Source organism: Pseudomonas mendocina (assembly GCF_900636545.1).
In the GTDB taxonomy this organism is placed as follows: Bacteria; Pseudomonadota; Gammaproteobacteria; order Pseudomonadales; family Pseudomonadaceae; genus Aquipseudomonas; species Aquipseudomonas mendocina.
Genome location: NZ_LR134290.1, coordinates 154484 through 176561 on the forward strand (window position 1 = coordinate 154484; position 22078 = coordinate 176561).

Genomic DNA, 22078 nt, shown 5'->3' on the forward strand with positions numbered 1-22078 from the left:
ATCAGGCCGTGGCAATGACGACGTTCTTGCGCTGCACGAAGCTCAGCAGGTAGCAGACCAGGCCGAGGGCGAAGCCGATGCCGGCAACCAGGCGTGCCCAGAAGTACGGCGCCAGCTGGTCCATGGTGGCCATGAAGGCCATCGCTTCGTTGTCGCTCGGCCAGCGTTGCAGCCAGATCTGCGCGGCGCCGGCGGCGGTCAGCAGCAGGGTGATCAGCACCATGGAGATGGTCATCAGCCAGAAACCGGCGATCTCGACGCGCTGGGCGCGCTCCTGCGGTGCTTCACCGATGCCCCGCAGGCGCGGCATGGCGTAGGAGATCATGGTCATGACGATCATCGCGTAGGCACCGTAGAACGCCAGGTGGCCATGCGCTGCGGTGAGCTGGGTGCCGTGGGTGTAGTAGTTCACCGGTGCCAGGGTGTGCAGGAAGCCCCACACGCCGGCGCCGAAGAATGCGGTCACGGTAGTGCCCAGTGCCCACAGGCCGGCGGCACGGTTGGGATGCTGGCGACGACGACGGCGCACCATGTTGAAGGCGAACAACACCATGGCGAAGAACGGCAGCGGTTCCAGGGCCGAGAAGATCGAACCCAGCCACAGCCACACACCCGGTGCGCCGATCCAGAAGTAGTGGTGGCCGGTGCCGATGATGCCGGTGATCAGGGCCATGGCGATGATCACGTAGAGCCACTTCTCGATCACCTCGCGGTCGACGCCGGTTATCTTGATCAGCACGAAGGCCAGCATCGAACCCATGATCAGTTCCCACACGCCTTCCACCCACAGATGCACCACCCACCACCAGTAGTACTTGTCGCGGGCGAGGTTTTCCGGGTTGAAGAAGGAGAACAGAAACATCACCGCGAGGCCGATCAGGCCGGTCATCATCACCACGCTAACGGTGGTCTTGCGACCTTTGAGCAGGGTCATGCCGATGTTGTAGAGGAAGCCCAGGGCGACCACCACGATACCGGCCTTGGTGATCGTCGGCTGTTCGAGGAACTCGCGACCCATGGTCGGCAGCAGTTCGTTGCCGGTGATCCTGGCCAGTGTGGCGTAGGGCACCGCGAGGTAGCCGAGGATGGTCAGCACGCCGGCGATGGCGAACACCCAGAACAGGATGATCGCCAGTTTCGGGCTGTGCAGTTCGCGGTCGGCCTCTTCGGGGATCAGGTAGTAGGCCGCGCCCATGAAGCCGAACAGCAGCCACACGATCAGCAGGTTGGTGTGCACCATGCGCGCCACGTTGAAGGGGATCAACGGGAACAGGAAGTCACCGACCACGTACTGCAGGCCCATGATCAGGCCGAACAGGATCTGCCCGACGAACAGCATCAGGGCGAACACGAAGTAGGGTTTGGCCACGGCTTGCGAGGCGAATTTCAGATGCGGATTGGCAGTGGTCATTTCTCAGCCCTCCCTGTTTGGCGGCCAGTCGTTGGTATCGATCTTCGAGGTCCACTTGAGGAACTCGGCGAGATCGTCCACTTCCTTGTCGCTCAGGTTGAATTGCGGCATCGCGCGGCGGCCGGGAACGCCCAGTGGCTGGGCCGCCATCCAGGCATGCAGGAAGCTGCTGAACTGTTCCTCGCCACCACGGCGGATGAACACGTTGCCCAGTTCCGGGGCGAAGTAGGCGCCCTCGCCCAGCAGGGTGTGGCAGCCGATGCAGTTGTTCTGCTCCCAGATCAGCTTGCCGCGCACCACTGCTTCATTCATCAGGTGTTCGTTGGTGCGTTCGGGGAAGGTTTGTTCGCTGTGGAAGGTCAAGGCCAGGAATATCAGGATGAAGAACACGCTTCCCCCGAAGTAGATATTTCTGGCCATTCCCTTGGTGAAGGTTTCCGACATGGTCATGTCCTCAAAGGCTTGGCGAGGTCATTTTCGGACGGCACCCCGGGAAAACCGCTTGATGGCGATCAAGAAGGCGGAATCGCAGTACTGGGGGGATAGGGGAACTCGGGTTGGCGGCGGATTCCGGGCGGGTGCAAAGATCGCGGACAAGTCCGCTCCCACGGGAAAGGCGCCGCTCGCAGTTCTTTCGTGGGAGCGACGGGCGCCTAGCCTTGCTCGCGAGTGAGGGCGGCACCGCTCTCGGGCTCTTGTGGGAGCGGACTTGTCCGCGAACCGCCAGCACAGCGGCACGATGTCGGCGTTGGGGGTGAAGATGCCGCGGACCCGTCCGCTGCCACAGTCAAGAAGCGCGACCCTCTTTTGTGGCGGCGGACGTGTTCGCGAACAGGGTCTCCGGCTCGCTCAGGGCGTGCCGAAGTACAGCGCGCTCGCCATGCACAGCGACCACGCCAGCAACGACACACGCCATAGGCGCGGGCTGTGGCGCAACTCCATGAAGCCATCGACGATCAGCCAGGCCTTGCCCAGCGCTGCCGCCGACAATGCCAGGGCGGCCCAGGAGGCGACCGGCGCGGTGACCAGCCACAGGCTCAGCAGCGACAGCACTACCAGGCCCAGCCAGCACAGGAAAGTGTTCATCTGCCTTACCTCTGCAGATAGAGCAAGGGGAACAGCAGCACCCAGATCAGATCGACCATGTGCCAGTACAGGACGCACGACTCCAGCTCGCCGTGCTTGCCGGCCTGCGTGTACACGCCGCGCCGGCAGCGCCAGGCCAGCCAGCCGAACAGCAGCAGGCCGGGCAACACGTGGAGGAAATGGAAGCCGCCGAGAATCCAGTACAGGGTGAAGAAGCGGTCGTACTCCAGATCCAGCCCGGCGTCGATCAGATGGCCGAATTCGCGGCCCTTGAGCACCACGTAGACGCAGCCGCTGGCCAGCGCGGCGAGCAGCCAGGCGCTGGCCTGGCGAGCGTGACCGGCACGTACCCGGTGCACGGCCAGTGCCGCGAAGAAACCGGCGGTGAGCAGGCTGAGGGTCAGTGCCAGGCCGATGGAGCCGTCGAGCAGCGCCCGGCTGGCGGCGAATTGCGCGCCGGATAGCGCCTGGGTGATGGCGAAGCTGAGGATCAGCAGGGCGAACACCGTCAGCTCGGCGAGGATGAACAGCCACATCGCCAGGTCGCCCGGCAGGCGGGCGACCTGGCGCTCAGCCGAAGTGGACATCGACCAGATCCATCAGTGCAGCGACCGTCTGTGCATCGTCCGACAGCGGTTCGGCCAAACAGGCGCGACACGCCGTGCGGGCGTCCATGCCGTTATGGATCAGGCGCGCGGCGTAGATCAGCAGGCGGGTCGAGGCCACCTCCTCCAGGTCATGCTGCTCGAGGCGGCGGATGTCCTGGCCGAGGGAGACCAGGCGGCGCGCCAGCGACTCGTTGACGTTCGCCTCGCGGGCGACGATCTGGCACTCCTGCTCGACGCCGGGGTAATCGAAGCGCAGCGCCACGAAACGCTGACGGGTGCTGGGCTTCATGCCCTTGAGCAGATTCTGGTAGCCGGGGTTGTAGGACACCACCAGCATGAAATCGGGCGGCGCCTGGAGGATTTCGCCGGTGCGCTCCAGGTACAGTTCACGGCGGTCATCGGCCAGCGGGTGGATGACCACCACAGTGTCCTGGCGCGCCTCGACTACCTCGTCCAGGTAGCAGATGCCGCCCTCGCGCACCGCGCGGGTCAGCGGGCCGTCCTGCCACCAGGTGCCTTCGCTGCCGATCAGGTGGCGGCCGACCAGGTCCGCGGCGCTCAGGTCGTCGTGGCAGGCCACGGTGTACAGCGGCAACTGCAGGCGCTGCGCCATGTGCTGGACGAAGCGCGTCTTGCCACAGCCGGTCGGGCCCTTGAGCAGAACCGGCATGCGCTGTTGCCAGGCCTGCTCGAACAGCAGCTGTTCGTCGCCCTGTACCTGATAGAAGGGGGTGTCGTGCATGACGGTTCCTGTTTCGCTACGGGTTCGGCTGCACGCTAGCGGGGGCGGATGGGCGCTCTCAAGCGCCACGCGCGACGGACTTGATTACGGTCAAGCGCTGCGGCAAATGACTCTGTTTATGATCCCTTCCGAACAATGTGCCAGCCGCCAGCTGCATCCGGCAGGCCAAACATGCGATGAGGAAGTGACCATGAAGAAAGCGCTGATTCCGCTGGCGGCCCTGCTGAGTCTGGCGGCCCTGTCCAATGCCCATGCTGCGTCCGGCGAGGAGCTGTTCAAGAGCAAGCCCTGCGGTGCCTGTCACAGTGTGCAGGCCAAGCTGGTCGGCCCGGCTCTGAAGGACGTGGCAGCGAAGAACGCAGGCGTCGACGGTGCGGCGGACGTGCTCGCCGGCCATATCAAGAACGGCAGCACCGGCGTCTGGGGCGCCATGCCGATGCCACCAAATCCGGTTACCGAGGAGGAAGCCAAGACCCTGGCCGAATGGGTGCTGACACTGAAGTGACGCCCTGGCCGACCGCGGCCAGATCATCAATCAGAGGGCAGGCGTTCGGGGAGCGCCTGCCCTTTTTCGTTGGCGTCATTGTCACTACCGGATTTTTGTGGGAGCGGCCTTGGCCGCGAATGACCAGGCACCGACACAGGCCGCTCTTGATCGTAATCAAGGAGATCGGCAAGACGCGCGACCTACCATCCGCCGCAATTGAGCAGTGGACGTAGGTAGCCTGATGAAGCCCCAGTTTTTGGCCGTTGGCGCGTTGCGCGCATGGGGGGCCGGTCTCGTCGTTCTTCTGGCCCTGATCGCGCTCGCGCTGCCCTTGCAGGCCAGGGAGTACGACGCCGAACAGCAGCGCATCAAGCAGTTCTTCCCCGACGCTGACAGCCTCTCCGAAGCTGCGGGCAAGTATCAGGTGCGTACGTTGCGCAAGGGCGAGGAGGTCCTTGGCTACGCCTTCCAGAGCATTCACGTCACCGACATGCCCGCCTACTCGGGCAAGCCCATCAACATGCAGGTGCTGCTCGATCCGCAGGGTGTGATCCTCGACGCCTACCTGCTCGAACACCATGAGCCGATCGTCCTGATCGGCATTCCCGAGCAGAAGATCCACGACTTCAACGCCCATTACTCCGGAGTCAAGGCCGGTCAGCGTGTGGTGGTCGGGCGTTCCAGCGATCCCGACGCGGTGACCGTGGATGCGGTGACCGGGGCCACCGTGACGGTGATGGTGATCAACGAGATCGTCATGCGCGCCGCCCATGCCGTGGCGGTCGATCTGGGCCTGATCGAGGCCGGCAGCCATGTGCGGCCGAGACCGTCGCGGGTGCGCGAGGATGTCTTCCACGAGGCGGACTGGAGCGAGTTGACCGGCAATGGCGCGATCCGCCGCCTGCACCTGACCCGTGGCCAGGTCGACGACGCCTTCAACGGCACCGAGGCCGAAGGCATCGATGTAGCTGCGCCAGAGCAGCGCGAAGAGACCTTCATCGATCTCTACGTCGCGCCGCTGAACCCGCCGACCGTCGGCCGCAACCTGCTGGGCGAGCGCCAGTACGCGGAGCTGATCGGCAGCCTCAAGCCGGGCGAGCAGGCTTTTGCCGTACTGGGCAATGGCGGGTATTCGTTCAAGGGCTCGGGCTATGTGCGCGGCGGTATCTTCGATCGGGTGCAGCTGCGCCAATTCGGCGATGTCATCAGTTTCCGCGACCTCGACTTCATCCGCCTATCGGACGTCTACGCAGACGGCATGCCCGAATTCTTCGAGATGGCGATCTTCATCGCCCGTAAGCAGCACGCCTTCGACCCCGGATCAAAGTGGAGCCTGGAGCTGCTGGTGCGACGCCAGATCGGCCCGGTCGAGGGCATCTTCACCAGCTTCGAGCTGCCCTACCAGATTCCCGAGGACTACATCGAGCGGCCGCAGCCGACCGCTGCGGAGCTGGCGGCGATCGTGGAGGCCAACCGCCCGCTGTGGGTCAACATCTGGTACCAGAAGAGCTTCCAGATCGGCGTGCTGCTGGTGGCCCTTGGGCTGCTCACGGTGATCCTGTTCCTGCAGGACAGCTTCGCCCGCAAGCCACAGTTCCTGCACTGGCTGCGCCGTGGCTACCTGCTGTTCACCGTGTTCTTCATCGGCTGGTATGCATTGGGCCAGCTGTCGGTGGTCAACGTGCTGACCTTCGTCCACGCTGTGTTCCAGGATTTCCGCTGGGAGCTGTTCCTCACCGACCCGATCATCTTCGTGCTCTGGGTGTTCACCGCCGCCAGCATCCTGCTTTGGGGCCGTGGCGTTTTCTGCGGCTGGCTGTGCCCGTTCGGCGCATTGCAGGAGCTGCTTAATGAGCTGGCGCGCAAGATCAGGGTTCCCCAGTACGAACTGCCCTTCGCCGTACATGAGCGGCTCTGGGCGATCAAGTACATCGTCCTGCTGGTGCTGTTCGGCCTTTCCCTGGAGTCGATGATGCTGGCCGAGAAGGCCGCCGAGGTGGAGCCGTTCAAGACCGCCATCACCCTGAAGTTCGACCGCCAGTGGTGGTTCGTGCTGTACGTGGTGCTCCTGCTGCTGGTCAACCTGTTCACCCGCAAGGTCTATTGCCGCTACATCTGCCCGCTGGGCGCTGCCCTGGCGATCCCCAGCAAGTTCCGCCTGTTCGACTGGCTCAAGCGCCGCAAGGAATGCGGCAACCCCTGCCAGCTGTGCGCCAAAGAGTGCGAGATCCAGGCCATCCACCCGGACGGTCGCATCAACGGCAACGAGTGCCACTACTGCCTCGACTGCCAGATGACCTACCACAACGACAACAAATGCCCGCCGCTGATCAACAAGCGCAAGAAGCGCGGCAAGAAGGCTGCCGACCCACAACTGATTCCCGCCGTCGAGGTGAGCGATGCCTGACCACGAGCCGAACCGGGCTCGCGGCAGGCGTGTTATTTCCCAACAGGAGCGACCCATGAGCGACAAGCAAACTGATAAGGATGAAAAAACCGGTCTGAGCCGGCGCGGCTTTCTTGGCGCCAGCGCACTTACCAGTGCCGCCGTGGCGGCCAGTGGCCTGGTCGGTGGGGTGATGACCCGCGACAGCTGGGCAGCGGCTGCCAAGGAGGCGCAGCAGAAGATCCATGTCGCCCCCGGCGAGCTGGACGAGTACTACGGCTTCTGGAGCGGTGGTCACCAGGGCGAGGTGCGCGTGCTCGGCGTGCCGTCGATGCGCGAGCTGATGCGCATCCCGGTGTTCAACGTCGATTCGGCGACCGGCTGGGGCCTGACCAACGAGAGCCGGCACATCCTCGGCGACAGCGCCAAGTTCCTCAACGGCGACTGCCACCACCCGCATATCTCCATGACCGACGGCAAGTACGACGGCAAGTACCTGTTCATCAACGACAAGGCCAACAGCCGCGTCGCGCGTATCCGCCTGGACATCATGAAGTGCGACAAGATCACCACCATCCCCAACGTCCAGGCCATCCATGGCCTGCGCTTGCAGAAGGTGCCGCACACCAAGTACGTGTTCTGCAACGCCGAGTTCATCATCCCGCACCCCAATGACGGCAAGGTCTTCGACCTCGAGGACGAGAACAGCTTCACCATGTACAACGCCGTGGATGCCGAGACCATGGAAGTCGCCTTCCAGGTCATCGTCGACGGCAATCTCGACAACACCGATGCCGACTACACCGGCCGTTTCACCGCCGCCACCTGCTACAACTCGGAGAAGGCCTTCGACCTCGGCGGCATGATGCGCAACGAGCGCGACTGGGTGGTGGTGTTCGACATCTCGGCGGTGGAGAAGGAGATCAAGGCTGGCCGCTTCATCACCCTCGGCGACTCCAAGGTGCCGGTGGTCGACGGGCGCAAGAAGGACGGCAAGGACAGCGTGGTGACCCGCTACATTCCGGTGCCGAAGAACCCGCACGGCCTGAACACTTCCACCGACGGCAAGTACTTCATCGCCAACGGCAAGCTGTCGCCGACCTGCTCGATGATCGCCATCGACCTGCTGCCCGACCTGTTCGCCGGCAAGCTCAAGGACCCGCGTGACGTGGTGGTCGGCGAGCCCGAGCTGGGCCTTGGCCCGCTGCACACCACCTTCGATGGTCGCGGCAACGCCTACACCACGCTGTTCATCGACAGCCAGGTGGTCAAGTGGAACATGGAGGAGGCCCGTCGCGCCTACAAGGGCGAGAAGGTCAACTACATCAAGCAGAAGCTTGACGTGCACTACCAGCCGGGTCACCTGCACGCCTCGCTGTGCGAAACCAGCGAAGCCGATGGCAAATGGCTGGTGGCGCTGTCGAAGTTCTCCAAGGACCGCTTCCTGCCCACCGGCCCGCTGCACCCGGAGAATGACCAGTTGATCGACATCTCCGGCGACGTGATGAAGCTGGTGCATGACGGCCCGACCTTCGCCGAACCGCATGACTGCATCATGGCCCGCCGCGACCAGATCAAGACGCGCAAGATCTGGGACCGCAACGACCCTTTCTTCGCCCCGACCGTGGCCATGGCCAAGAAGGACGGCATCAACCTGGAGGAGGACAACAAGGTCATCCGCGATGGCAACAAGGTGCGCGTGTACATGACCTCCATGGCGCCCGCCTATGGTCTGACCGAATTCAAGGTCAAGCAGGGCAATGAAGTCACCGTGGTGATCACCAACATGGACCAGATCGAGGACGTGTCCCACGGCTTCGTCATGGTCAACCACGGCGTGAGCATGGAGATCAGCCCGCAGCAGACCTCGTCGATCACCTTCATCGCCGACAAGCCCGGCCTGCACTGGTACTACTGCAGCTGGTTCTGCCACGCGCTGCACATGGAGATGGTCGGCCGCATGATGGTCGAGCCGGCCTGATGCCGGGGCCGGGGAGGATTGCCTTCCCCGGCCTCGTATTGAGCTTCAGCGTGGGAGCGACGGGGGCGCCTAGCCTTGTCCGCGAATGCTTGTGGATAAACGTTCGCGGAGCCCCGTCGCTTCCACAAAACGTGATGCAGCGTACGAACAGGTGGACGAAGGTAAGTGCAGTGATCCGATATACCAAGCTCCCCGCGACCTGCGCCGTGCTTTTGCTCGCTGCAGGCTCCGTCATGGCACAGGTGCAGCCCATCTCGACCCTGCCGCTGCAGGCGCAGGGCGAGAACCGCTGGCTGCTGCCGGCGGGCGAGTACCACGGGCAGTTCGTCATCGACCAGCCCATGCAACTGCGTTGTGCGGCCGGCGCCGTGCTGCGGGCCGACGGGCAGGGCAGCGCGTTGATCATCGAAGCCAGCGACGTCAGCGTCGAAGGCTGCACCCTCCTCAACTGGGGGCGCGATCTCACCGCCATGGATGCCGGCGTGCATATCGCCCGCGCCGCCAGCAACGTGGTGGTGCGCGACAACCGCCTGAGCGGGCCGGGCTTCGGCCTTTGGGTCGACCGCAGCCAGAATGTCAGCCTGATCGGCAATCGCATCGAGGGCGATCCGAGTATCCGCTCGCAGGATCGTGGCAACGGCATCCATCTGTTCGCCGTACGCGGCGCGCGAGTGATCGACAACCACGTGCGCAACACCCGTGACGGCATCTACATCGACACCTCCCACGGCAACCACCTCGAGGGCAACGTCCTCGAGGACCTGCGCTACGGCGTGCACTACATGTTCGCCAACGACAACCGAGTGATCGGCAACGTCACCCGGCGCACCCGTACCGGCTTCGCGCTGATGCAGAGCCGCAAGCTGACCGTGGTCGGCAACCGCTCCGAGCAGGATCGCAACTACGGCATCCTGATGAACTACATCACCTACTCGACCATCCGCGACAACGTCGTCACCGACGTGCAACCCGGCGATACCGGTGGTGACAGCATGATCAGCGGCGACGAGGGCAAGGCGCTGTTCATCTACAACTCGCTGTTCAACAGCATCGAGAACAACCACTTCGCCCGCAGCACCCTGGGTATTCACCTCACCGCCGGCTCCGAGGACAACCGCATCGCCGGCAACGCCTTCGTCGACAACCAGCAGCAGGTGAAATACGTCGCCACCCGCACCCAGGAGTGGTCGGTGGACGGCCGCGGCAACTACTGGAGCGACTACCTGGGCTGGGACCGCAACAACGACGGCCTGGGCGACGTCGCCTACGAGCCGAACGACAACGTCGACCGCCTGCTGTGGATGTACCCGCAGGTGCGCCTGTTGATGAACAGCCCGAGCATCGAGGTGTTGCGCTGGGTACAGCGCGCATTCCCGGTGGTCAGGTCGCCAGGTGTGCAGGATAGCCATCCGCTGATGCGCCCGCCCACCGCAACACAGTCGAATACCGGCCTGGAGGCTGCGCCATGAATGCCGTCGATATCCACAGCGTCAGCCAGCGTTATGGGCGCATGACCGTACTGCACGACCTCGACCTCAGCCTTGGTGAAGGTGAGGTCCTTGGGCTGTTCGGCCATAACGGGGCCGGCAAGACCACCAGCATGAAGCTGATCCTCGGTCTGCTGTCACCCAGTGCCGGCGAGGTGCGCGTGCTCGGTCGCGCGCCCGATGATCCACAGGTGCGTCGCCAGCTCGGCTACCTGCCGGAGAACGTCATGTTCTATCCGCAGCTCAGCGGTCGTGAAACCCTGCGTCACTTCGCCCGCCTCAAGGGCGCGGCGCTGAGCCAGGTCGACGAACTGCTGGAGCAGGTCGGCCTGATGCCTGCCGCCGAGCGGCGGGTGAAAACCTATTCCAAGGGCATGCGCCAGCGTCTCGGCCTGGCCCAGGCGATACTCGGCGAGCCGCGCCTGCTGCTGCTCGACGAGCCTACGGTGGGCCTCGACCCGATCGCCACCCAGGACCTCTACCAACTGATCGACCGCCTGCGCCAACGCGGCACCGGCATCATCCTCTGCTCACATGTGCTGCCGGGTGTGGAGGCGCACATCAATCGTGCGGCGATTCTCGCCGGCGGCCGGCTGCAGGCGGTCGGCAGCCTCGGCGAGCTACGCAGTGCCGCCGGCCTTCCGGTACGCATCCGTGCCACAGGTATTCGCGCCGGCGAACAGTTGCTGCAGCGCTGGGACGCAGCCGGCCACAGTGCGCGCAGCCTGGGTGAGCAGAGTGTCGAGGTGGAGGCGCTCAATGGCCACAAGCTGCCGCTGCTGCGCCAGTTGCTCGATGAGGGCGCTGCGCAGGACATCGAGATTCACCAGCCTTCGCTGGAGGATCTGTATCGCCATTACATGGAGCGTGCCGGCGCTGCGGGCGCACAGGAGGGCAGAGCATGAGCCAGGTGTGGAACATCGCGCGCAAGGAGCTCAGCGACGGCCTACGCAATCGCTGGTTGTTGGCCATCAGTCTGCTGTTCGCCGCTCTGGCAGTGGGCATCGCCTGGCTCGGCGCGGCAGCCTCAGGGCAACTGGGTTTTACCTCGATCCCCGCGACCATCGCCAGCCTGGCGAGCCTGGCCACCTTTCTCATGCCGCTGATCGCCTTGCTGCTGGCCTATGACGCCATCGTCGGCGAGGACGAGGGCGGCACGCTGATGCTATTGCTGACCCACCCTCTGGGGCGTGGGCAGATACTGCTTGGCAAGTTCGTCGGCCACGGCCTGATCCTCGCCCTGGCGGTCATGATCGGCTTCGGCGGCGCGGCACTGGCCATCGGCCTGCTGGTGGAGGATGTCGAGCTGGCCACGCTGGCCTGGGCGTTCGGCCGCTTCATGCTGTCCTCGACGCTGCTCGGCTGGGTGTTCCTGGCGATGGCCTACGTGCTCAGCGCCAGGGTCAGCGAGAAATCCAGCGCGGCCGGCCTGGCGCTGGGGGTGTGGTTTCTCTTCGTGCTGGTGTTCGACCTGGCGTTGCTGGCGCTGCTGGTGTTCAGCGAAGGCCGGTTCAATCCAGAACTGCTGCCCTGGATGCTGTTGCTCAATCCCACCGACATCTACCGCCTGATCAACCTGGCCGGCTTCGACGGCAGCGGCATGGGCGTGCTGACGCTGGGCAGCGACCTGCCGCTGCCCGGCAGTGCGCTCTGGCTGTGTCTGCTGGCCTGGGCTGGTGCCCTGCTGCTGCTGGCCTACGGCGTGTTTGGTCGGCGACCGACCTGATGTGGCCCCGGCGCGCCTGCAAGCTCTTGTGGGAGCGGCCTTGGCCGCGAAATTCCTGCACTTGCTCGCCACCGTTCAACTTTTCACTGAATCGAGGACCCTCAACCCATGAACTTGTACCGCCCCAGCGCAATGGCGCTGCTCGCCACCGCTCTTGCCTTCGCGCTAGCCGCCTGTAGCGACAAGGAACAGACCACGCAGACACTGGAGCCGGTGGCCTTCCATGCCAGTGACGAATGCCATGTCTGCGGCATGATCATCGCCGACTTCCCCGGGCCCAAAGGTGAGGCGGTGGCCGGTAACGGCGTGAAGAAATTCTGCTCCACCGCCGAGCTGCTCGGCTGGTGGCTGCAGCCGGAGAACCGCGTCAGCGGCGCCCGGCTGTACGTCCACGACATGGGCCGCAGTGTGTGGGAGCACCCGGACGACGAACACCTGATCGATGCCACCAGCGCCTTCTACGTGATCGGCATTTCGCTGAAGAACGCCATGGGCGCGCCGTTGGCCAGCTTCGCCAGCGAGGAGCAGGCGCAGCAGTTGGCGGCCATGCACGGTGGGCGCGTGCTGCGCTTCGAGGAGATCGACCAGGCGCTGCTGCAGGCGGCGGCCAGCCAGCAGCATGGCGGCGCCATGCATGGTCACGCTGGCCACTAAGCCGCGATTAACCAGAGGAGATAAGCGCCATGATGGGCTTGAGTGTGTGGAAACTCCTGATCATCGCCCTGCTGGTGATGATGCTGTTCGGCACCAGCCGCCTGCGCAGCATTGGCTCTGACCTGGGCGGTGCGCTCAGCGGCTTTCGCCGCTCGATGCGTGAGGAGCCGGTCGACGGCGACGAACCCCGGCGGGAATTGAAGTAGAAGCAGACCCCGTTCGCGGACAAGTCCGCCCCCACAGGTTTTCAGCGCCACTTGTGGGAGCGGACTTGTCCGCGAATAGAGGGTTGAACTGCGATCACTCCCGTACCAGTCGAAACCCCAGGTTGCTCGGCGGCACGCCTACCGAGCAGGCACCGCTGATCGGATCGCGGACGAAGTCGGAAAGCCCGCTGGGATGCTGCCCGGCAGCGATGCGGATACCGCAGAAATCGCCCTTGCCGAAGCAGCTGTCGGTCCACTCCCAGACGTTGCCGGCCACATCGAGCAGGCCGTTGGCGTTGCTGCCCTGGCTGCCGAAGGCCCGCGGGCGCGGGTCCAGCGGCTTGCGCCGGGACTCGCGGTCGTACTCCGCCAGCCAGCGCTGCGCCGGGTTGCGGGCGTCGTCGAAAACCTCTGCCTGAATGTCCTGGAACGCCTCGCCAGCGGCCAGGACCCACTCTGCATAAGTCGGCAGACGGTGAACCACGCCGGTGCGTTGCGTCAGCCACTGGGCGTAGGCGCTGGCGTCCATCCAGCTGACGCCCACGGCCGCCAGGTCGGCAGCGCTCGCCTCGCGCAAGTCGCCATCCAGCGGTAGGCAGGCGTTGGCCGCGACGCAGGCCGCGTACTCCGCCTGGCTGACCTGGCGGCGCATGACGGCGAAGCCGTCGCTGTGTTGCTCGAAGGTCGCACCGCTGGCATCGGCGGCCTGGTACCGGGCAGTGCCGGCGGCTATCCGTACCCAGTCGCTTTCGTCGATGCCGCTCGTCTGCATGCAGCCGCCAAGCAGCATCGCACCCACCAGCAGTGCTCTCATCGCCACGCCCTTACTTCGCAGTGATCGGGCCGGGGGCCTTGATCTGCTTCATCAGGTCATCGTTCCACTCGCCTTCCACCTTGACGTGGCCGGCAGCGCCCAGCTCCATCGCCTCGATCAGGTTGTGGTTGACGTAGGCGTATACGCCCGGCTGCTTGAAGGTGTACAGCGCAGCACCCGCAGAGCCGCCGCGGATGAACCAGGTTTCCAGGTTCTTCTCCGGCGGGTTGTCGAACTTGCCGGTTTCCCAGACCCAGTCGCCGTGGCCACCGATCAGGTGCGGACGGGTGTCGCGGTTGGCCTGCGAATGGATGAACAGCACGGTCTCGCCAACCTTGGCGGTCAGGGCGCCGTCGCCGGTCAGTGCACCGACCTTGCCGTTGAACACCACGTGGGTCGGGATCAGGGTGCGCATCGCTTCGCGCGAGTCCTGGAAGCTGGAGCCGAGGTCGGCATAGTCCTTGTACTTGCCGTCCTTGTCCTTGGGAATGTACAGGTCGAATTCGCCGATGGTGTAGGCGCGATCGTAGTGCAGCGGCTTGCCTTCCGGGTCCTTGAGGCCGTCGCGCGGCAACACCATCAGGGTGCCGCTCATGCCGGCGAGCACATGCCAGGCGACCATGCCTTCCGGCGCGCAGTGGTAGACGAAGGTGCCGCTGCGGTCGGCCTTGAAGCGCAGCACCACTTCTTCGCCCGGGGCCACCTGGGTCAGCTTGGCGCCGCCCAGCGCGCCAGTGGCGGCATGGAAGTCGATGTTGTGCGGCATGCTGTTGCTGGCCGGGTTGACCAGGGTGAGCTCGACGTAGTCACCCTCGTGCACGACCATGGTCGGGCCGGGCATGGAACCGTCGAAAGTCATGGCCTGCAGGGTGGTGCCCTGACCGTCGATGACCATCTTCTTCTCCTCGATGGTCATGCGGAACTGCACCACTTTCGGCTTGCTGCTGGTGGCCTGCTCATGTGCATGCACTTGTGGCGGCGCGACCAGATCGACCTTGACCCGCTCCAGGCCATCGGTGGTGTCGGCCAGCAGCGAGGTGCTGGTGAAGCTCAGGGCGATGGCGCTGGCGATCAGTAGCGGTTTGAACCCTTTCATGCTGTGTTCCCTTTTATGGTTGGCTGGAACCATTTCAGGGCAAGGAATCTTCGCCTTCTTTGTCCTGGAACAAAGAAGTGGCGGGAAGCGACAACTTACCGCACCAGATGGGGTGGACTACGCGCTAGGATCAGCACATCCATCGCATTGCCCCAAATTGATGCCTTATGCCACCCGAACTCGAGCTGATAGCACGTCTGCCGCTGTTCTCGCCCTTGAGCGACAACGGGCTCGAAGACGCTGTGGCGCATGCCCAGCAATGCGATGTCCTCAAGGGTGATTTCGTGTTCCAGCAGGGCGAGCCCGCTCGGCACTTCTTCTTTCTGCTCGGCGGCCACCTGCAGATCTCCCAGCTGACTGCGGCCGGCGAGCGCGTGGTGGTCCGCTACGTATGTGCCGGCGAGCTGTTCGGCATCGCCCGTGCCATGGCGCTGAGCCATTTTCCGGCGTCCGCCGTCGCCGTGGAGAACAGCAGCGTGCTGCGCTGGCCGTCGGCGCAGTGGGAGTCGCTCAGCCGGGTTTGCCCGCACTTGAACGATCATGTGGTGCGCGCGCTCGGGCAGCGCCTGCAGGACGCCCACCAGCGCATTCGCGAGCTGTCCACCGAGCGTGTCGAACAACGCCTGGCGCACGCCCTGCTGCGTCTGGCCCAGCACTCCGGGCGTAGCACCGGCAACGGCGTCAGCATCGATTTCCCCCTGTCGCGTCAGAACCTCGCGGAAATGACCGGCACCACCCTGCACACCGTCAGCCGTCTGCTTAGCGCCTGGAAGGAGCGCGGACTGCTGGAACTGGGGCGCCAGCACGTGGCGCTCCTCGACCTGGACGGCCTCGCCCGCTATGCCGAACCCCCGGAGACCGAGCATGCTCAATAACACCATTGCGACCCGAATGATCGCCTCGTCGGGCAGCCAGGAATCATCCCGGGTGCAGCATCGCGTTCATCACCAGATACTGCGCAGCCACCACCTGTTCGAGCCAATGGCCGACGAACAGCTGGACGAACTGCTGGCTGACAGCCAACTGCTCAACCTCGACAAGGGTGACATCCTGTTCATGCAGGGCGAGCCGGCGCACGCGTTCTTCTTCGTCATCTCCGGGGCGGTGAAGATCTACCGCCTGACCCCGGACGGCCAGGAAAAGGTGTTCGAGGTGATCGGCGAGCGCCACACCTTCGCCGAGGCGATGATGCTGATGGATACCCCTGACTACGTGGCCTCGGCCCAGGCGCTCGGCCCGACGCAGCTCTACCGCTTCTCCAACGCCACCTACATGCGCCTGCTGCAGGGCAACTCGCGGCTGACCTTCGCTCTGCTCGGCAAGTTGTGCATTCGCCTGCACCAGCGCATCAACGAGATCGAAACGCTGTCGCTGAAGAACGCCACGCACCGCGTGGTGCGTTACCTGCTCACCCAGTTGGCGCGCAGCGAGGGCGACGAAGTGGAGCTGCCGATGGCCCGCCAACTGATTGCCGGCCACCTGTCGATTCAGCCCGAGACTTTCTCACGCATCATTCGCCGCCTGGTCGACGAGGAGATCATCACCCAGCAGGCGCGGGTCATCCGTATCCTCGACCGGCAGCGCCTGGAACAGTTCGAGTAGCGCCATGAGCACCCGCACCTGCCTCTACTGCCAACGTCCGCAATCTGCCTCCGCACAGGAATGCGGCAACTGTGGCATGCCCCTGCCCACAAACCAGCCACAGCTGCGCCGGCAGCGGCGCTTCCTGTGGTTCTGCATTGGCCTCACGCTGTTCTGCGTGGCGATGATGCTGTGGCTGCCGCGTAGCGTCTGAGCGGCGCCCGGCCGTCACTCCATTTCGAACAGTCCACCGCGCAGCTGCGCGCCGCCCAGGCGCTGGCGGATGTCGTCGTCGATCCGTGCATCGTCCGGGGCGTAGAGCATCAACTGACGATAGGCGTTGACCCGGTTGATCTCGTTGCCCAGGTACTGCCAGACCACGCGGGTGCAGGCCGGGGTACGGCGGTCGCCGCTGGAGACGCCGGTCTTGATGCCGTTGAGGCGGATGATGCGGCTCTTGAAGCTGGGGATGAGGATGGTCTGGCTCATCTCGTTGCCGGTGAGCGACTCGTAGTCCACCAGAAACAGGCGGTCCTGCAGGAAGAACGCCGTGCCCAGGTAGCGGCAGCGCACCCAGTCCTCGCTGCCGCCGCGAGTGGATTCCTGACGCTCTTGGCGCTCCTGCCGCTCGAACAGGTAGTTGCCGCGCTCCTCGCGCAGGTGCACCAGCGACAGCAGCACGTGCCCAGGCACCGACATGCAGTTGGAGTACTCGAAGTAGTAACCGCAATAGCGCTCCATCGGGCTGGCCTGGCGACGCAGCGGGGCGAACAGTTCCAGCAACGGGTCGCTGCTGCTTTGCAGTTGTGCGGCGCCGCTGCGTGCGCCGATCAGGCGGGAAAACTGCTCGGCCGGCATGGCCAGTTCGAAGGGTTCGACACCAAAGAAGTCGCAGATGCGCTTGAGGTTGTGCGTGGTCGGTTTGCTCAGTCCGGCCAGGTAGCGATTGAACTGCGCGCGGTTGATCGACAGCTTGCGACACACCTCGGCGATCGAGCGGTAGTGGCTGCAGAGCAGTTTCAGGTTGGTGCCGAGGGAATCGGACATACGGCCGCTCCAGCTGATGCGAATGACGCGATTCTAGCATCAACTCGCATCATGTCGCCGCGACCTGCGAAATTGCCCGATGAGGCCTCTATCACGAACCATTCCGCAATCCGCCCGGAGAGGCGTATCCCCCATTCAGAACAACAAGAGAGAAAGCCTCCATGCTAGATCTTCTCAATGACCTCATCTGGAGCAAGCTGCTGATCGTGATGCTGATCGGTCTCGGCCTGTTCTTCACCATCGCCTCACGTTTCGTCCAGTTCCGTTACTTCAGCAGCATGTTTCGCATCTTCGCCGAGGCCTTCCAGCGCCAGCCGGGACAGCTCAGCTCGTTCCAGGCCCTGATGCTCTCGGTGGCCGGCCGCGTCGGCGCCGGCAACATCGCCGGTGTATCCGTGGCGATCATGCTCGGTGGCCCAGGCGCCATCTTCTGGATGTGGGTCGTGGCTCTGGTCGGCATGGCCACCAGCTACTTCGAGTGCTCCCTGGCGCAGCTCTACAAGCGTCGTGAGCCCGATGGCACCTACCGTGGTGGTCCGGCGTTCTACATCCAGCACGGCCTCGGTCAGCGCTGGCTGGGTATCGTCGTCTCTCTGCTGCTGCTGGTGACCTTCGGCTTCGGCTTCAACGCCGTGCAGTCGTTCACCGTCGCCAGCTCGCTGCATGACACCTTCGGCCTGCCGACCATCGCCAGCGGCCTGATCCTGACCGTGGTGATCGGCCTGATCATCTTCGGCGGCATCAAGCGCATCGCCCAGTTCGCCGATGTTCTGGTACCGATCATGGCGTTCTCCTACATCGGCATGGCGCTGGTGGTGATCGGCATGAACTTCGGTGAAGTGCCTGCGACCTTCGCCCTGATCGTCAAGAGCGCCTTCGGTCTGGAGCCGGCCTTCGCTGGCGGTATCGGCGCGGCCATCATGATGGGCGTCAAGCGCGGCCTGTTCTCCAACGAAGCCGGTCTGGGCAGCGCACCGAACGTCGCCGCCGTCGCCGAGGTCAAACACCCGGCCGCGCAGGGCATCGTGCAGTCGCTGAGCGTATTCATCGACACCCTGCTGGTGTGCACCAGCACCGCGCTGATCATCCTGCTCTCCGGCGTTTATCAGCCGGGCAGCGAAATGGCCGGTGTCGTCCTGACCCAGACCGCTCTGGCCGCCGAAGTCGGCGAGTGGGGCCGCGTATTCGTCAGCATCGCCCTGCTGCTGTTCGTCTTCACCACTCTGATCTACAACTACTACCTCGGCGAAAACGCGCTGGGCTTCTTCACCGAGAAGCGTTCGCCGGTGATGGTCTACCGTGTGCTGGTGGTTTGCCTGGTACTCTGGGGCTCGGTACAGGATCTGGGCACCGTGTTTGCCTTCGCCGACGTGACCATGGGTCTGCTGGCGATCTGCAACCTGATCGCCCTGGCGCTGCTGTTCAAGGTGGGCCTGCGCCTGATGCGTGACTACGATTCGCAGATCAAGGCTGGTATCGATTCGCCAGTGTTCGACCCGAAGAAGTTCGCCGACCTGGATCTCGACCCCAAGGCCTGGCATGCCACTGTAGATGCCCCGGCCCACGCCGATGAACTGGGTGAGCGCGCTTACCAGCGCTGATAGCCCTGTTCGAAGAAGGGGGCGCTGCCCCCTTTTTTATTGCTCGCATTTCCCTAGGAGAGCCCATGGCGACCCCAGAAAAACTCCTGGTGCTGTACACAGGCGGCACCATCGGCATGCAGATGAGCGCAGACGGCCTGGCGCCGGCCTCGGGTTTCGAGGCACGCATGCGCACTCAGCAAACCAGCGAGAACGCCAGCGAGCTGCCGCAGTGGAGCTTCCGCGAGCTGCTGCCGCTGATCGATAGCGCGAATATGAACCCCGGCCACTGGCTGGCGCTACGTGACGAGATCGTCATGGCCGTGGAGGCCCACGGCCACGACGCCGTGCTGGTGCTGCATGGCACCGATACCCTGGCGTACAGCGCTGCAGCGCTTAGCTTCCTGCTGCTCGGCCTTGACGTGCCGGTGGTGCTGACCGGCGCCATGCAGCCAGCCGGCGTGGCCGATGGCGATGCCTGGCCCAATCTGTTCGGCGCCATGCGCGAGTTGCATCGCGGCGTGACGCCGGGTGTGCATCTGTACTTCAACGGCCAGCTGCTGCATGGCGCGCGTTGTTCGAAGCTACGTAGCGATGCCTTCGATGCCTTCCAGGTGCTGCCACGCCAGCGTCAGGCCGAGCATGTCGGGCTCAGCGCCCTCATCGACTACCGTCAGGTGCGACAGCAGGTCAACCTGGCCGTGCTGCCCCTGCACCCGGCGCTGCAGGCAGGTCATCTCGGTGCATTGCTCGACAGCGGCGTGAAGGGCGTGCTGCTGGAGTGCTACGGCAGCGGCACTGGCCCTGCGGGCGATGCAGAGTTGATGGCCGTGCTGCGTGATGCGCATGCGCGCGGGGTGGTGCTGGCAGCGATCAGCCAGTGCCCGCAGGGGCATGTACAGTTTGGCGTGTACGCCGCCGGCAGTCGTCTGGCCGAGGTCGGCCTGGTGTCCTGCGGTGGCATGACCCGCGAGGCTGCGCTGGGCAAGTTGTTCGCCCTGCTCGGTGCCGGATTGACGCAGGCCGAGGTGGAGTACTGGCTGGCGCGCGATCTCTGTGGTGAGATGAGCGACTGATCCACCTGCCCACACAGAGGAAGGACGATGAGTGTCGAAATTCGCCCTGTAGTCGCTGCCGACCATGAAGCCTGGTTGCCCTTGTGGCAGGGCTACCAGCGCTTCTACATGACCGATATCCCGGCCGAGACTGGCGCCGTCACCTGGCAGCGCTTTCTCGACCCCGCCGAGCCCATGGGCGCTGCACTGGCCTGGCGCGGTGATCAGGCCGTCGGCCTGGTGCATTGGGTGATCCACCGCTCGACCTGGACCATCGGCGATTACTGCTACCTGCAGGACCTGTTCGTCGCCAAGGGCGAGCGCAGCGGTGGCGTCGGCCGTCAGTTGATCCAGCATGTCTACGAGCAGGCGCGCGCCGCCGGCTGCTCACGGGTGCACTGGCTGACGCACGAGAGCAACAGCCAGGCCATGCTGCTGTACGAGCGCATCGGCGAGCGCTCGGGGTTCGTGCAGTACCGCAAACTCCTGTAGCCGGCCTCAGGGCCGCCGCGCGATGAAATCGATCTCCACCAGCGCGTGGCGCGCCAGGCCCGTGGTGCCGATACAGGTGCGCGCCGGACGTTTGCCCTCGGGGAAGTAGCTGGCGTACACCGCATTGAAGCGTGCGTAGTCGCCATAGAAATCGGTGAGGAAGGCGCGCGCCGACACCACGTTCTCCAGGCCTAGGCCAAGTCCTTCGAGGACCACCAACAGGTTGTCGAAGGTCTTGTGCGTTTGCGCCTCGATGCCTTCCGGCAATGGCGCCGCTTCGTTGCCCGGATCGATGGGCAACTGGCCGGTGATGAACACCCAGCCGTCGGCTTCGCAGGCATGGGAGAACGGCGCGACCGGCGCGGGCGCGGCGGCGAACATGTGGTATTCGGGCATCGACATGGGCACTCCTGGTCTTCACGTCAGTGGCCGCACGAGGGTGCGGCCTGCTGCGACGATAGCCTATCGAATCAGAAAACCGACCAACCGATGCGTTGGCTGAGCAGCTCCAGCGCCTTCATGCCGGCCAGCGAATTGCCGGCGGCGTTGAGCTCGGGCGACCATACGCAGACGCTGAAACGCCCGGGCACCACCGCGACGATACCGCCGCCGACGCCGCTCTTGCCCGGCAGGCCGACGCGATAGGCGAAGTTGCCGGCTTCGTCGTACAGCCCGCTGGTGGCCATGATGGCGTTGATCTGCTTGCTCTGGCGGGGCGTCAGCACCTGCTCGCCGCTGTGTTTGCAGAAGCCCTGGTTGGCCAGGAAGCCGAAGGCGCGCGCCAGATCGACGCAGCTCATGCGCAGCGCGCAACAGCTGAAATAGCTACGCAGCACGGCCTCGACCTCGTTGTGGAAGTTGCCGAACGACTGCATCAGGTACGCCGCTGCGGCGTTGCGCGCGCGGTGCTGGTACTCGGATTCGGCGACATGGTTGTCCACCGTCACCTCGGGGTTGCCCGACAGGCGCCGGACGAAGTCACGCATCGACAGCGCCGGCGCGGCGTAGCGCGACTGGTTGATATCGCAGATCACCAGCGCGCCGGCATTGATGAACGGATTGCGCGGCTTGCCACGCTCGAACTCCAGCTGTACCAGTGAGTTGAACGGCTGCCCGGACGGTTCGTGGCCCAGGCGTTGCCAGATGCTTTCGCCGCTGTGGCCGATGGCTTGCACCAGGCTGAATACCTTGGAAATGCTCTGGATGGAAAACGGCATGTGCGCATCGCCGGCGACATGCAGCTGGCCGTCGTTGCCATACACGGCGATGCCCAGTTGATCGGGCACTACACTGGCCAGAGCCGGGATGTAATCGGCCACCTTGCCCTGGCCGATCAGCGGGCGGACTTCATCGAGAATTTCGTTCAACAGCGCTTGCATGCGTAGAGCCTGTTCAAAGTCTCGCGAGCTAGAGCCATGCAAGGCAAAGACAGGCGAGGAAGCGGAGTTTACAAGCTGTAAATGAGCATTCCGAGCCTGTTTTTAACGCAGCATGGCCGACGCGCAGCAGACTTTGGGCTGGCTCTTAGGCTCGCGGTAGCGCCGGGTAGCTTCCCGGCAGGTCAGTGCTAGACGTCAGCGGACGCCATTGAATCACAGGCAATGGCTTGCCCTGAGCTGCGGGCGCCCCTAGGCTCGGT

The 22078-nt window shown here is 64.4% G+C and carries 24 protein-coding genes; 14 read left to right on the forward strand and 10 right to left on the reverse strand.

Annotation, left to right across the window (positions count from 1 at the left end; all coding sequences use genetic code 11):
* Position 1: 1 nt before the first annotated feature.
* The 5 genes from EL191_RS00705 to EL191_RS00725 form a co-directional block, all read right to left on the reverse strand.
* On the reverse strand, positions 2-1411 hold the full coding sequence (locus EL191_RS00705; protein ID WP_013713288.1) for a cbb3-type cytochrome c oxidase subunit I: 1410 nt from the start codon (positions 1409-1411) through the stop codon (positions 2-4).
* 3 nt (positions 1412-1414) lie between these two features.
* A complete protein-coding gene (locus EL191_RS00710) occupies positions 1415-1855 on the reverse strand; it encodes a c-type cytochrome (protein WP_013713289.1) in 441 nt (146 codons plus the stop codon).
* Between the two features lie 405 nt (positions 1856-2260).
* A complete protein-coding gene (locus EL191_RS00715) occupies positions 2261-2497 on the reverse strand; it encodes a cytochrome C oxidase subunit IV family protein (RefSeq protein WP_041975776.1) in 237 nt (78 codons plus the stop codon).
* A 5-nt stretch (positions 2498-2502) separates the two neighbouring features.
* Positions 2503-3084, reverse strand: a complete 582-nt coding sequence (locus EL191_RS00720) for a cytochrome c oxidase subunit 3 (protein WP_017361093.1) — start codon at positions 3082-3084, stop codon at positions 2503-2505.
* Positions 3068-3847, reverse strand: coding sequence for a CbbQ/NirQ/NorQ/GpvN family protein (locus tag EL191_RS00725; RefSeq protein WP_041975778.1), 780 nt, complete (start codon positions 3845-3847; stop codon positions 3068-3070). Before EL191_RS00725 ends, EL191_RS00720 begins: the two co-directional genes overlap by 17 nt.
* 190 nt (positions 3848-4037) lie before the next feature.
* Here EL191_RS00725 and EL191_RS00730 point away from each other — a divergent pair, with 190 nt between their 5' ends.
* From EL191_RS00730 to tatA, 8 genes are all read left to right on the forward strand, one after another.
* Positions 4038-4352, forward strand: a complete 315-nt coding sequence (locus EL191_RS00730) for a c-type cytochrome (protein WP_026041915.1) — start codon at positions 4038-4040, stop codon at positions 4350-4352.
* Positions 4353-4575: 223 nt separating this feature from the next.
* Positions 4576-6741: a transcriptional regulator NosR gene (gene nosR, locus EL191_RS00735; RefSeq protein WP_041975780.1), complete on the forward strand. Its 2166-nt coding sequence runs from the start codon at positions 4576-4578 to the stop codon at positions 6739-6741.
* A 55-nt stretch (positions 6742-6796) separates the two neighbouring features.
* Positions 6797-8701: a TAT-dependent nitrous-oxide reductase gene (nosZ, locus tag EL191_RS00740; RefSeq protein WP_041975782.1), complete on the forward strand. Its 1905-nt coding sequence runs from the start codon at positions 6797-6799 to the stop codon at positions 8699-8701.
* Positions 8702-8934: 233 nt separating this feature from the next.
* Complete coding sequence (locus EL191_RS00745; RefSeq protein ID WP_232005503.1) at positions 8935-10170, forward strand: nitrous oxide reductase family maturation protein NosD; 1236 nt, start codon at positions 8935-8937, stop codon at positions 10168-10170.
* Positions 10167-11093 carry an ABC transporter ATP-binding protein gene (locus tag EL191_RS00750; protein WP_041975786.1) on the forward strand — a complete coding sequence of 309 codons (927 nt, stop codon included), beginning with the start codon at positions 10167-10169 and terminating at the stop codon, positions 11091-11093. Before EL191_RS00745 ends, EL191_RS00750 begins: the two co-directional genes overlap by 4 nt.
* A complete protein-coding gene (locus EL191_RS00755) occupies positions 11090-11914 on the forward strand; it encodes an ABC transporter permease (RefSeq protein ID WP_041975788.1) in 825 nt (274 codons plus the stop codon). The genes EL191_RS00750 and EL191_RS00755 overlap by 4 nt, the downstream gene beginning before the upstream one ends.
* Positions 11915-12022: 108 nt before the next feature.
* Complete coding sequence (locus EL191_RS00760) at positions 12023-12568, forward strand: nitrous oxide reductase accessory protein NosL (protein WP_013713299.1); 546 nt, start codon at positions 12023-12025, stop codon at positions 12566-12568.
* Between the two features lie 29 nt (positions 12569-12597).
* Complete coding sequence (gene tatA, locus EL191_RS00765) at positions 12598-12774, forward strand: twin-arginine translocase TatA/TatE family subunit (RefSeq protein WP_013713300.1); 177 nt, start codon at positions 12598-12600, stop codon at positions 12772-12774.
* 94 nt (positions 12775-12868) lie between these two features.
* On the opposite strand, the gene EL191_RS00770 is transcribed toward tatA, so the two are convergent.
* A complete protein-coding gene (locus tag EL191_RS00770) occupies positions 12869-13588 on the reverse strand; it encodes an SUMF1/EgtB/PvdO family nonheme iron enzyme (protein ID WP_041975790.1) in 720 nt (239 codons plus the stop codon).
* A gap of 10 nt (positions 13589-13598) precedes the next feature.
* Positions 13599-14684, reverse strand: a complete 1086-nt coding sequence (gene nirK / locus EL191_RS00775) for a copper-containing nitrite reductase (RefSeq protein ID WP_013713302.1) — start codon at positions 14682-14684, stop codon at positions 13599-13601.
* A gap of 167 nt (positions 14685-14851) precedes the next feature.
* Here nirK and EL191_RS00780 point away from each other — a divergent pair, with 167 nt between their 5' ends.
* Genes EL191_RS00780 through EL191_RS00790 form a run of 3 tightly spaced genes read left to right on the forward strand, consistent with a single transcriptional unit; the run spans position 14852 to position 16479 of the window.
* Positions 14852-15559 carry a Crp/Fnr family transcriptional regulator gene (locus EL191_RS00780; RefSeq protein WP_041975792.1) on the forward strand — a complete coding sequence of 236 codons (708 nt, stop codon included), beginning with the start codon at positions 14852-14854 and terminating at the stop codon, positions 15557-15559.
* A 16-nt stretch (positions 15560-15575) separates the two neighbouring features.
* The gene (locus tag EL191_RS00785; RefSeq protein WP_041975862.1) at positions 15576-16286 is read left to right on the forward strand and encodes a Crp/Fnr family transcriptional regulator; all 711 of its coding nucleotides are present in this window, start codon (positions 15576-15578) and stop codon (positions 16284-16286) included.
* Positions 16287-16290: 4 nt separating this feature from the next.
* Positions 16291-16479 carry a hypothetical protein gene (locus tag EL191_RS00790; RefSeq protein WP_041975795.1) on the forward strand — a complete coding sequence of 63 codons (189 nt, stop codon included), beginning with the start codon at positions 16291-16293 and terminating at the stop codon, positions 16477-16479.
* 14 nt (positions 16480-16493) lie between these two features.
* Here the strand turns inward: EL191_RS00790 and EL191_RS00795 are convergent, their stop codons facing one another.
* The gene (locus EL191_RS00795) at positions 16494-17312 is read right to left on the reverse strand and encodes a helix-turn-helix domain-containing protein (protein WP_013713306.1); all 819 of its coding nucleotides are present in this window, start codon (positions 17310-17312) and stop codon (positions 16494-16496) included.
* 161 nt (positions 17313-17473) lie between these two features.
* On the opposite strand from EL191_RS00795, the gene EL191_RS00800 reads away from it, so the two are divergent.
* The 3 genes from EL191_RS00800 to EL191_RS00810 all read left to right on the forward strand — a co-directional run bounded on the left by EL191_RS00800 (position 17474) and on the right by EL191_RS00810 (position 20439).
* Entirely contained in the window at positions 17474-18913 is a 1440-nt protein-coding gene (locus EL191_RS00800) for an alanine/glycine:cation symporter family protein (RefSeq protein ID WP_041975797.1), read from the forward strand.
* 65 nt (positions 18914-18978) lie between these two features.
* Positions 18979-19968, forward strand: coding sequence for an asparaginase (locus EL191_RS00805; RefSeq protein ID WP_041975799.1), 990 nt, complete (start codon positions 18979-18981; stop codon positions 19966-19968).
* Positions 19969-19995: 27 nt separating this feature from the next.
* Positions 19996-20439, forward strand: coding sequence for a GNAT family N-acetyltransferase (locus EL191_RS00810; protein WP_013713309.1), 444 nt, complete (start codon positions 19996-19998; stop codon positions 20437-20439).
* Positions 20440-20445: 6 nt separating this feature from the next.
* On the opposite strand, the gene EL191_RS00815 is transcribed toward EL191_RS00810, so the two are convergent.
* Together EL191_RS00815 and glsB are read right to left on the reverse strand one after the other, a co-directional pair.
* On the reverse strand, positions 20446-20841 hold the full coding sequence (locus tag EL191_RS00815; RefSeq protein WP_013713310.1) for a RidA family protein: 396 nt from the start codon (positions 20839-20841) through the stop codon (positions 20446-20448).
* Positions 20842-20909: 68 nt separating this feature from the next.
* A complete protein-coding gene (gene glsB / locus EL191_RS00820) occupies positions 20910-21818 on the reverse strand; it encodes a glutaminase B (RefSeq protein WP_017361108.1) in 909 nt (302 codons plus the stop codon).
* Positions 21819-22078 lie beyond the last annotated feature (260 nt).

Bases quoted from the DNA above. Each gene is read 5' to 3' on its own strand.
- EL191_RS00705 (WP_013713288.1), bottom strand. From the start codon at position 1,411: ATGACCACTGCCAATCCGCATCTGAAATTCGCCTCGCAAGCCGTGGCC.
- EL191_RS00710 (WP_013713289.1), bottom strand. From the start codon at position 1,855: ATGTCGGAAACCTTCACCAAGGGAATGGCCAGAAATATCTACTTCGGG.
- EL191_RS00715 (WP_041975776.1), bottom strand. From the start codon at position 2,497: ATGAACACTTTCCTGTGCTGGCTGGGCCTGGTAGTGCTGTCGCTGCTG.
- EL191_RS00720 (WP_017361093.1), bottom strand. From the start codon at position 3,084: ATGTCCACTTCGGCTGAGCGCCAGGTCGCCCGCCTGCCGGGCGACCTG.
- EL191_RS00725 (WP_041975778.1), bottom strand. From the start codon at position 3,847: ATGCACGACACCCCCTTCTATCAGGTACAGGGCGACGAACAGCTGCTG.
- EL191_RS00730 (WP_026041915.1), top strand. From the start codon at position 4,038: ATGAAGAAAGCGCTGATTCCGCTGGCGGCCCTGCTGAGTCTGGCGGCC.
- nosR (WP_041975780.1), top strand. From the start codon at position 4,576: ATGAAGCCCCAGTTTTTGGCCGTTGGCGCGTTGCGCGCATGGGGGGCC.
- nosZ (WP_041975782.1), top strand. From the start codon at position 6,797: ATGAGCGACAAGCAAACTGATAAGGATGAAAAAACCGGTCTGAGCCGG.
- EL191_RS00745 (WP_232005503.1), top strand. From the start codon at position 8,935: ATGGCACAGGTGCAGCCCATCTCGACCCTGCCGCTGCAGGCGCAGGGC.
- EL191_RS00750 (WP_041975786.1), top strand. From the start codon at position 10,167: ATGAATGCCGTCGATATCCACAGCGTCAGCCAGCGTTATGGGCGCATG.
- EL191_RS00755 (WP_041975788.1), top strand. From the start codon at position 11,090: ATGAGCCAGGTGTGGAACATCGCGCGCAAGGAGCTCAGCGACGGCCTA.
- EL191_RS00760 (WP_013713299.1), top strand. From the start codon at position 12,023: ATGAACTTGTACCGCCCCAGCGCAATGGCGCTGCTCGCCACCGCTCTT.
- tatA (WP_013713300.1), top strand. From the start codon at position 12,598: ATGATGGGCTTGAGTGTGTGGAAACTCCTGATCATCGCCCTGCTGGTG.
- EL191_RS00770 (WP_041975790.1), bottom strand. From the start codon at position 13,588: ATGAGAGCACTGCTGGTGGGTGCGATGCTGCTTGGCGGCTGCATGCAG.
- nirK (WP_013713302.1), bottom strand. From the start codon at position 14,684: ATGAAAGGGTTCAAACCGCTACTGATCGCCAGCGCCATCGCCCTGAGC.
- EL191_RS00780 (WP_041975792.1), top strand. From the start codon at position 14,852: ATGCCACCCGAACTCGAGCTGATAGCACGTCTGCCGCTGTTCTCGCCC.
- EL191_RS00785 (WP_041975862.1), top strand. From the start codon at position 15,576: ATGATCGCCTCGTCGGGCAGCCAGGAATCATCCCGGGTGCAGCATCGC.
- EL191_RS00790 (WP_041975795.1), top strand. From the start codon at position 16,291: ATGAGCACCCGCACCTGCCTCTACTGCCAACGTCCGCAATCTGCCTCC.
- EL191_RS00795 (WP_013713306.1), bottom strand. From the start codon at position 17,312: ATGTCCGATTCCCTCGGCACCAACCTGAAACTGCTCTGCAGCCACTAC.
- EL191_RS00800 (WP_041975797.1), top strand. From the start codon at position 17,474: ATGCTAGATCTTCTCAATGACCTCATCTGGAGCAAGCTGCTGATCGTG.
- EL191_RS00805 (WP_041975799.1), top strand. From the start codon at position 18,979: ATGGCGACCCCAGAAAAACTCCTGGTGCTGTACACAGGCGGCACCATC.
- EL191_RS00810 (WP_013713309.1), top strand. From the start codon at position 19,996: ATGAGTGTCGAAATTCGCCCTGTAGTCGCTGCCGACCATGAAGCCTGG.
- EL191_RS00815 (WP_013713310.1), bottom strand. From the start codon at position 20,841: ATGTCGATGCCCGAATACCACATGTTCGCCGCCGCGCCCGCGCCGGTC.
- glsB (WP_017361108.1), bottom strand. From the start codon at position 21,818: ATGCAAGCGCTGTTGAACGAAATTCTCGATGAAGTCCGCCCGCTGATC.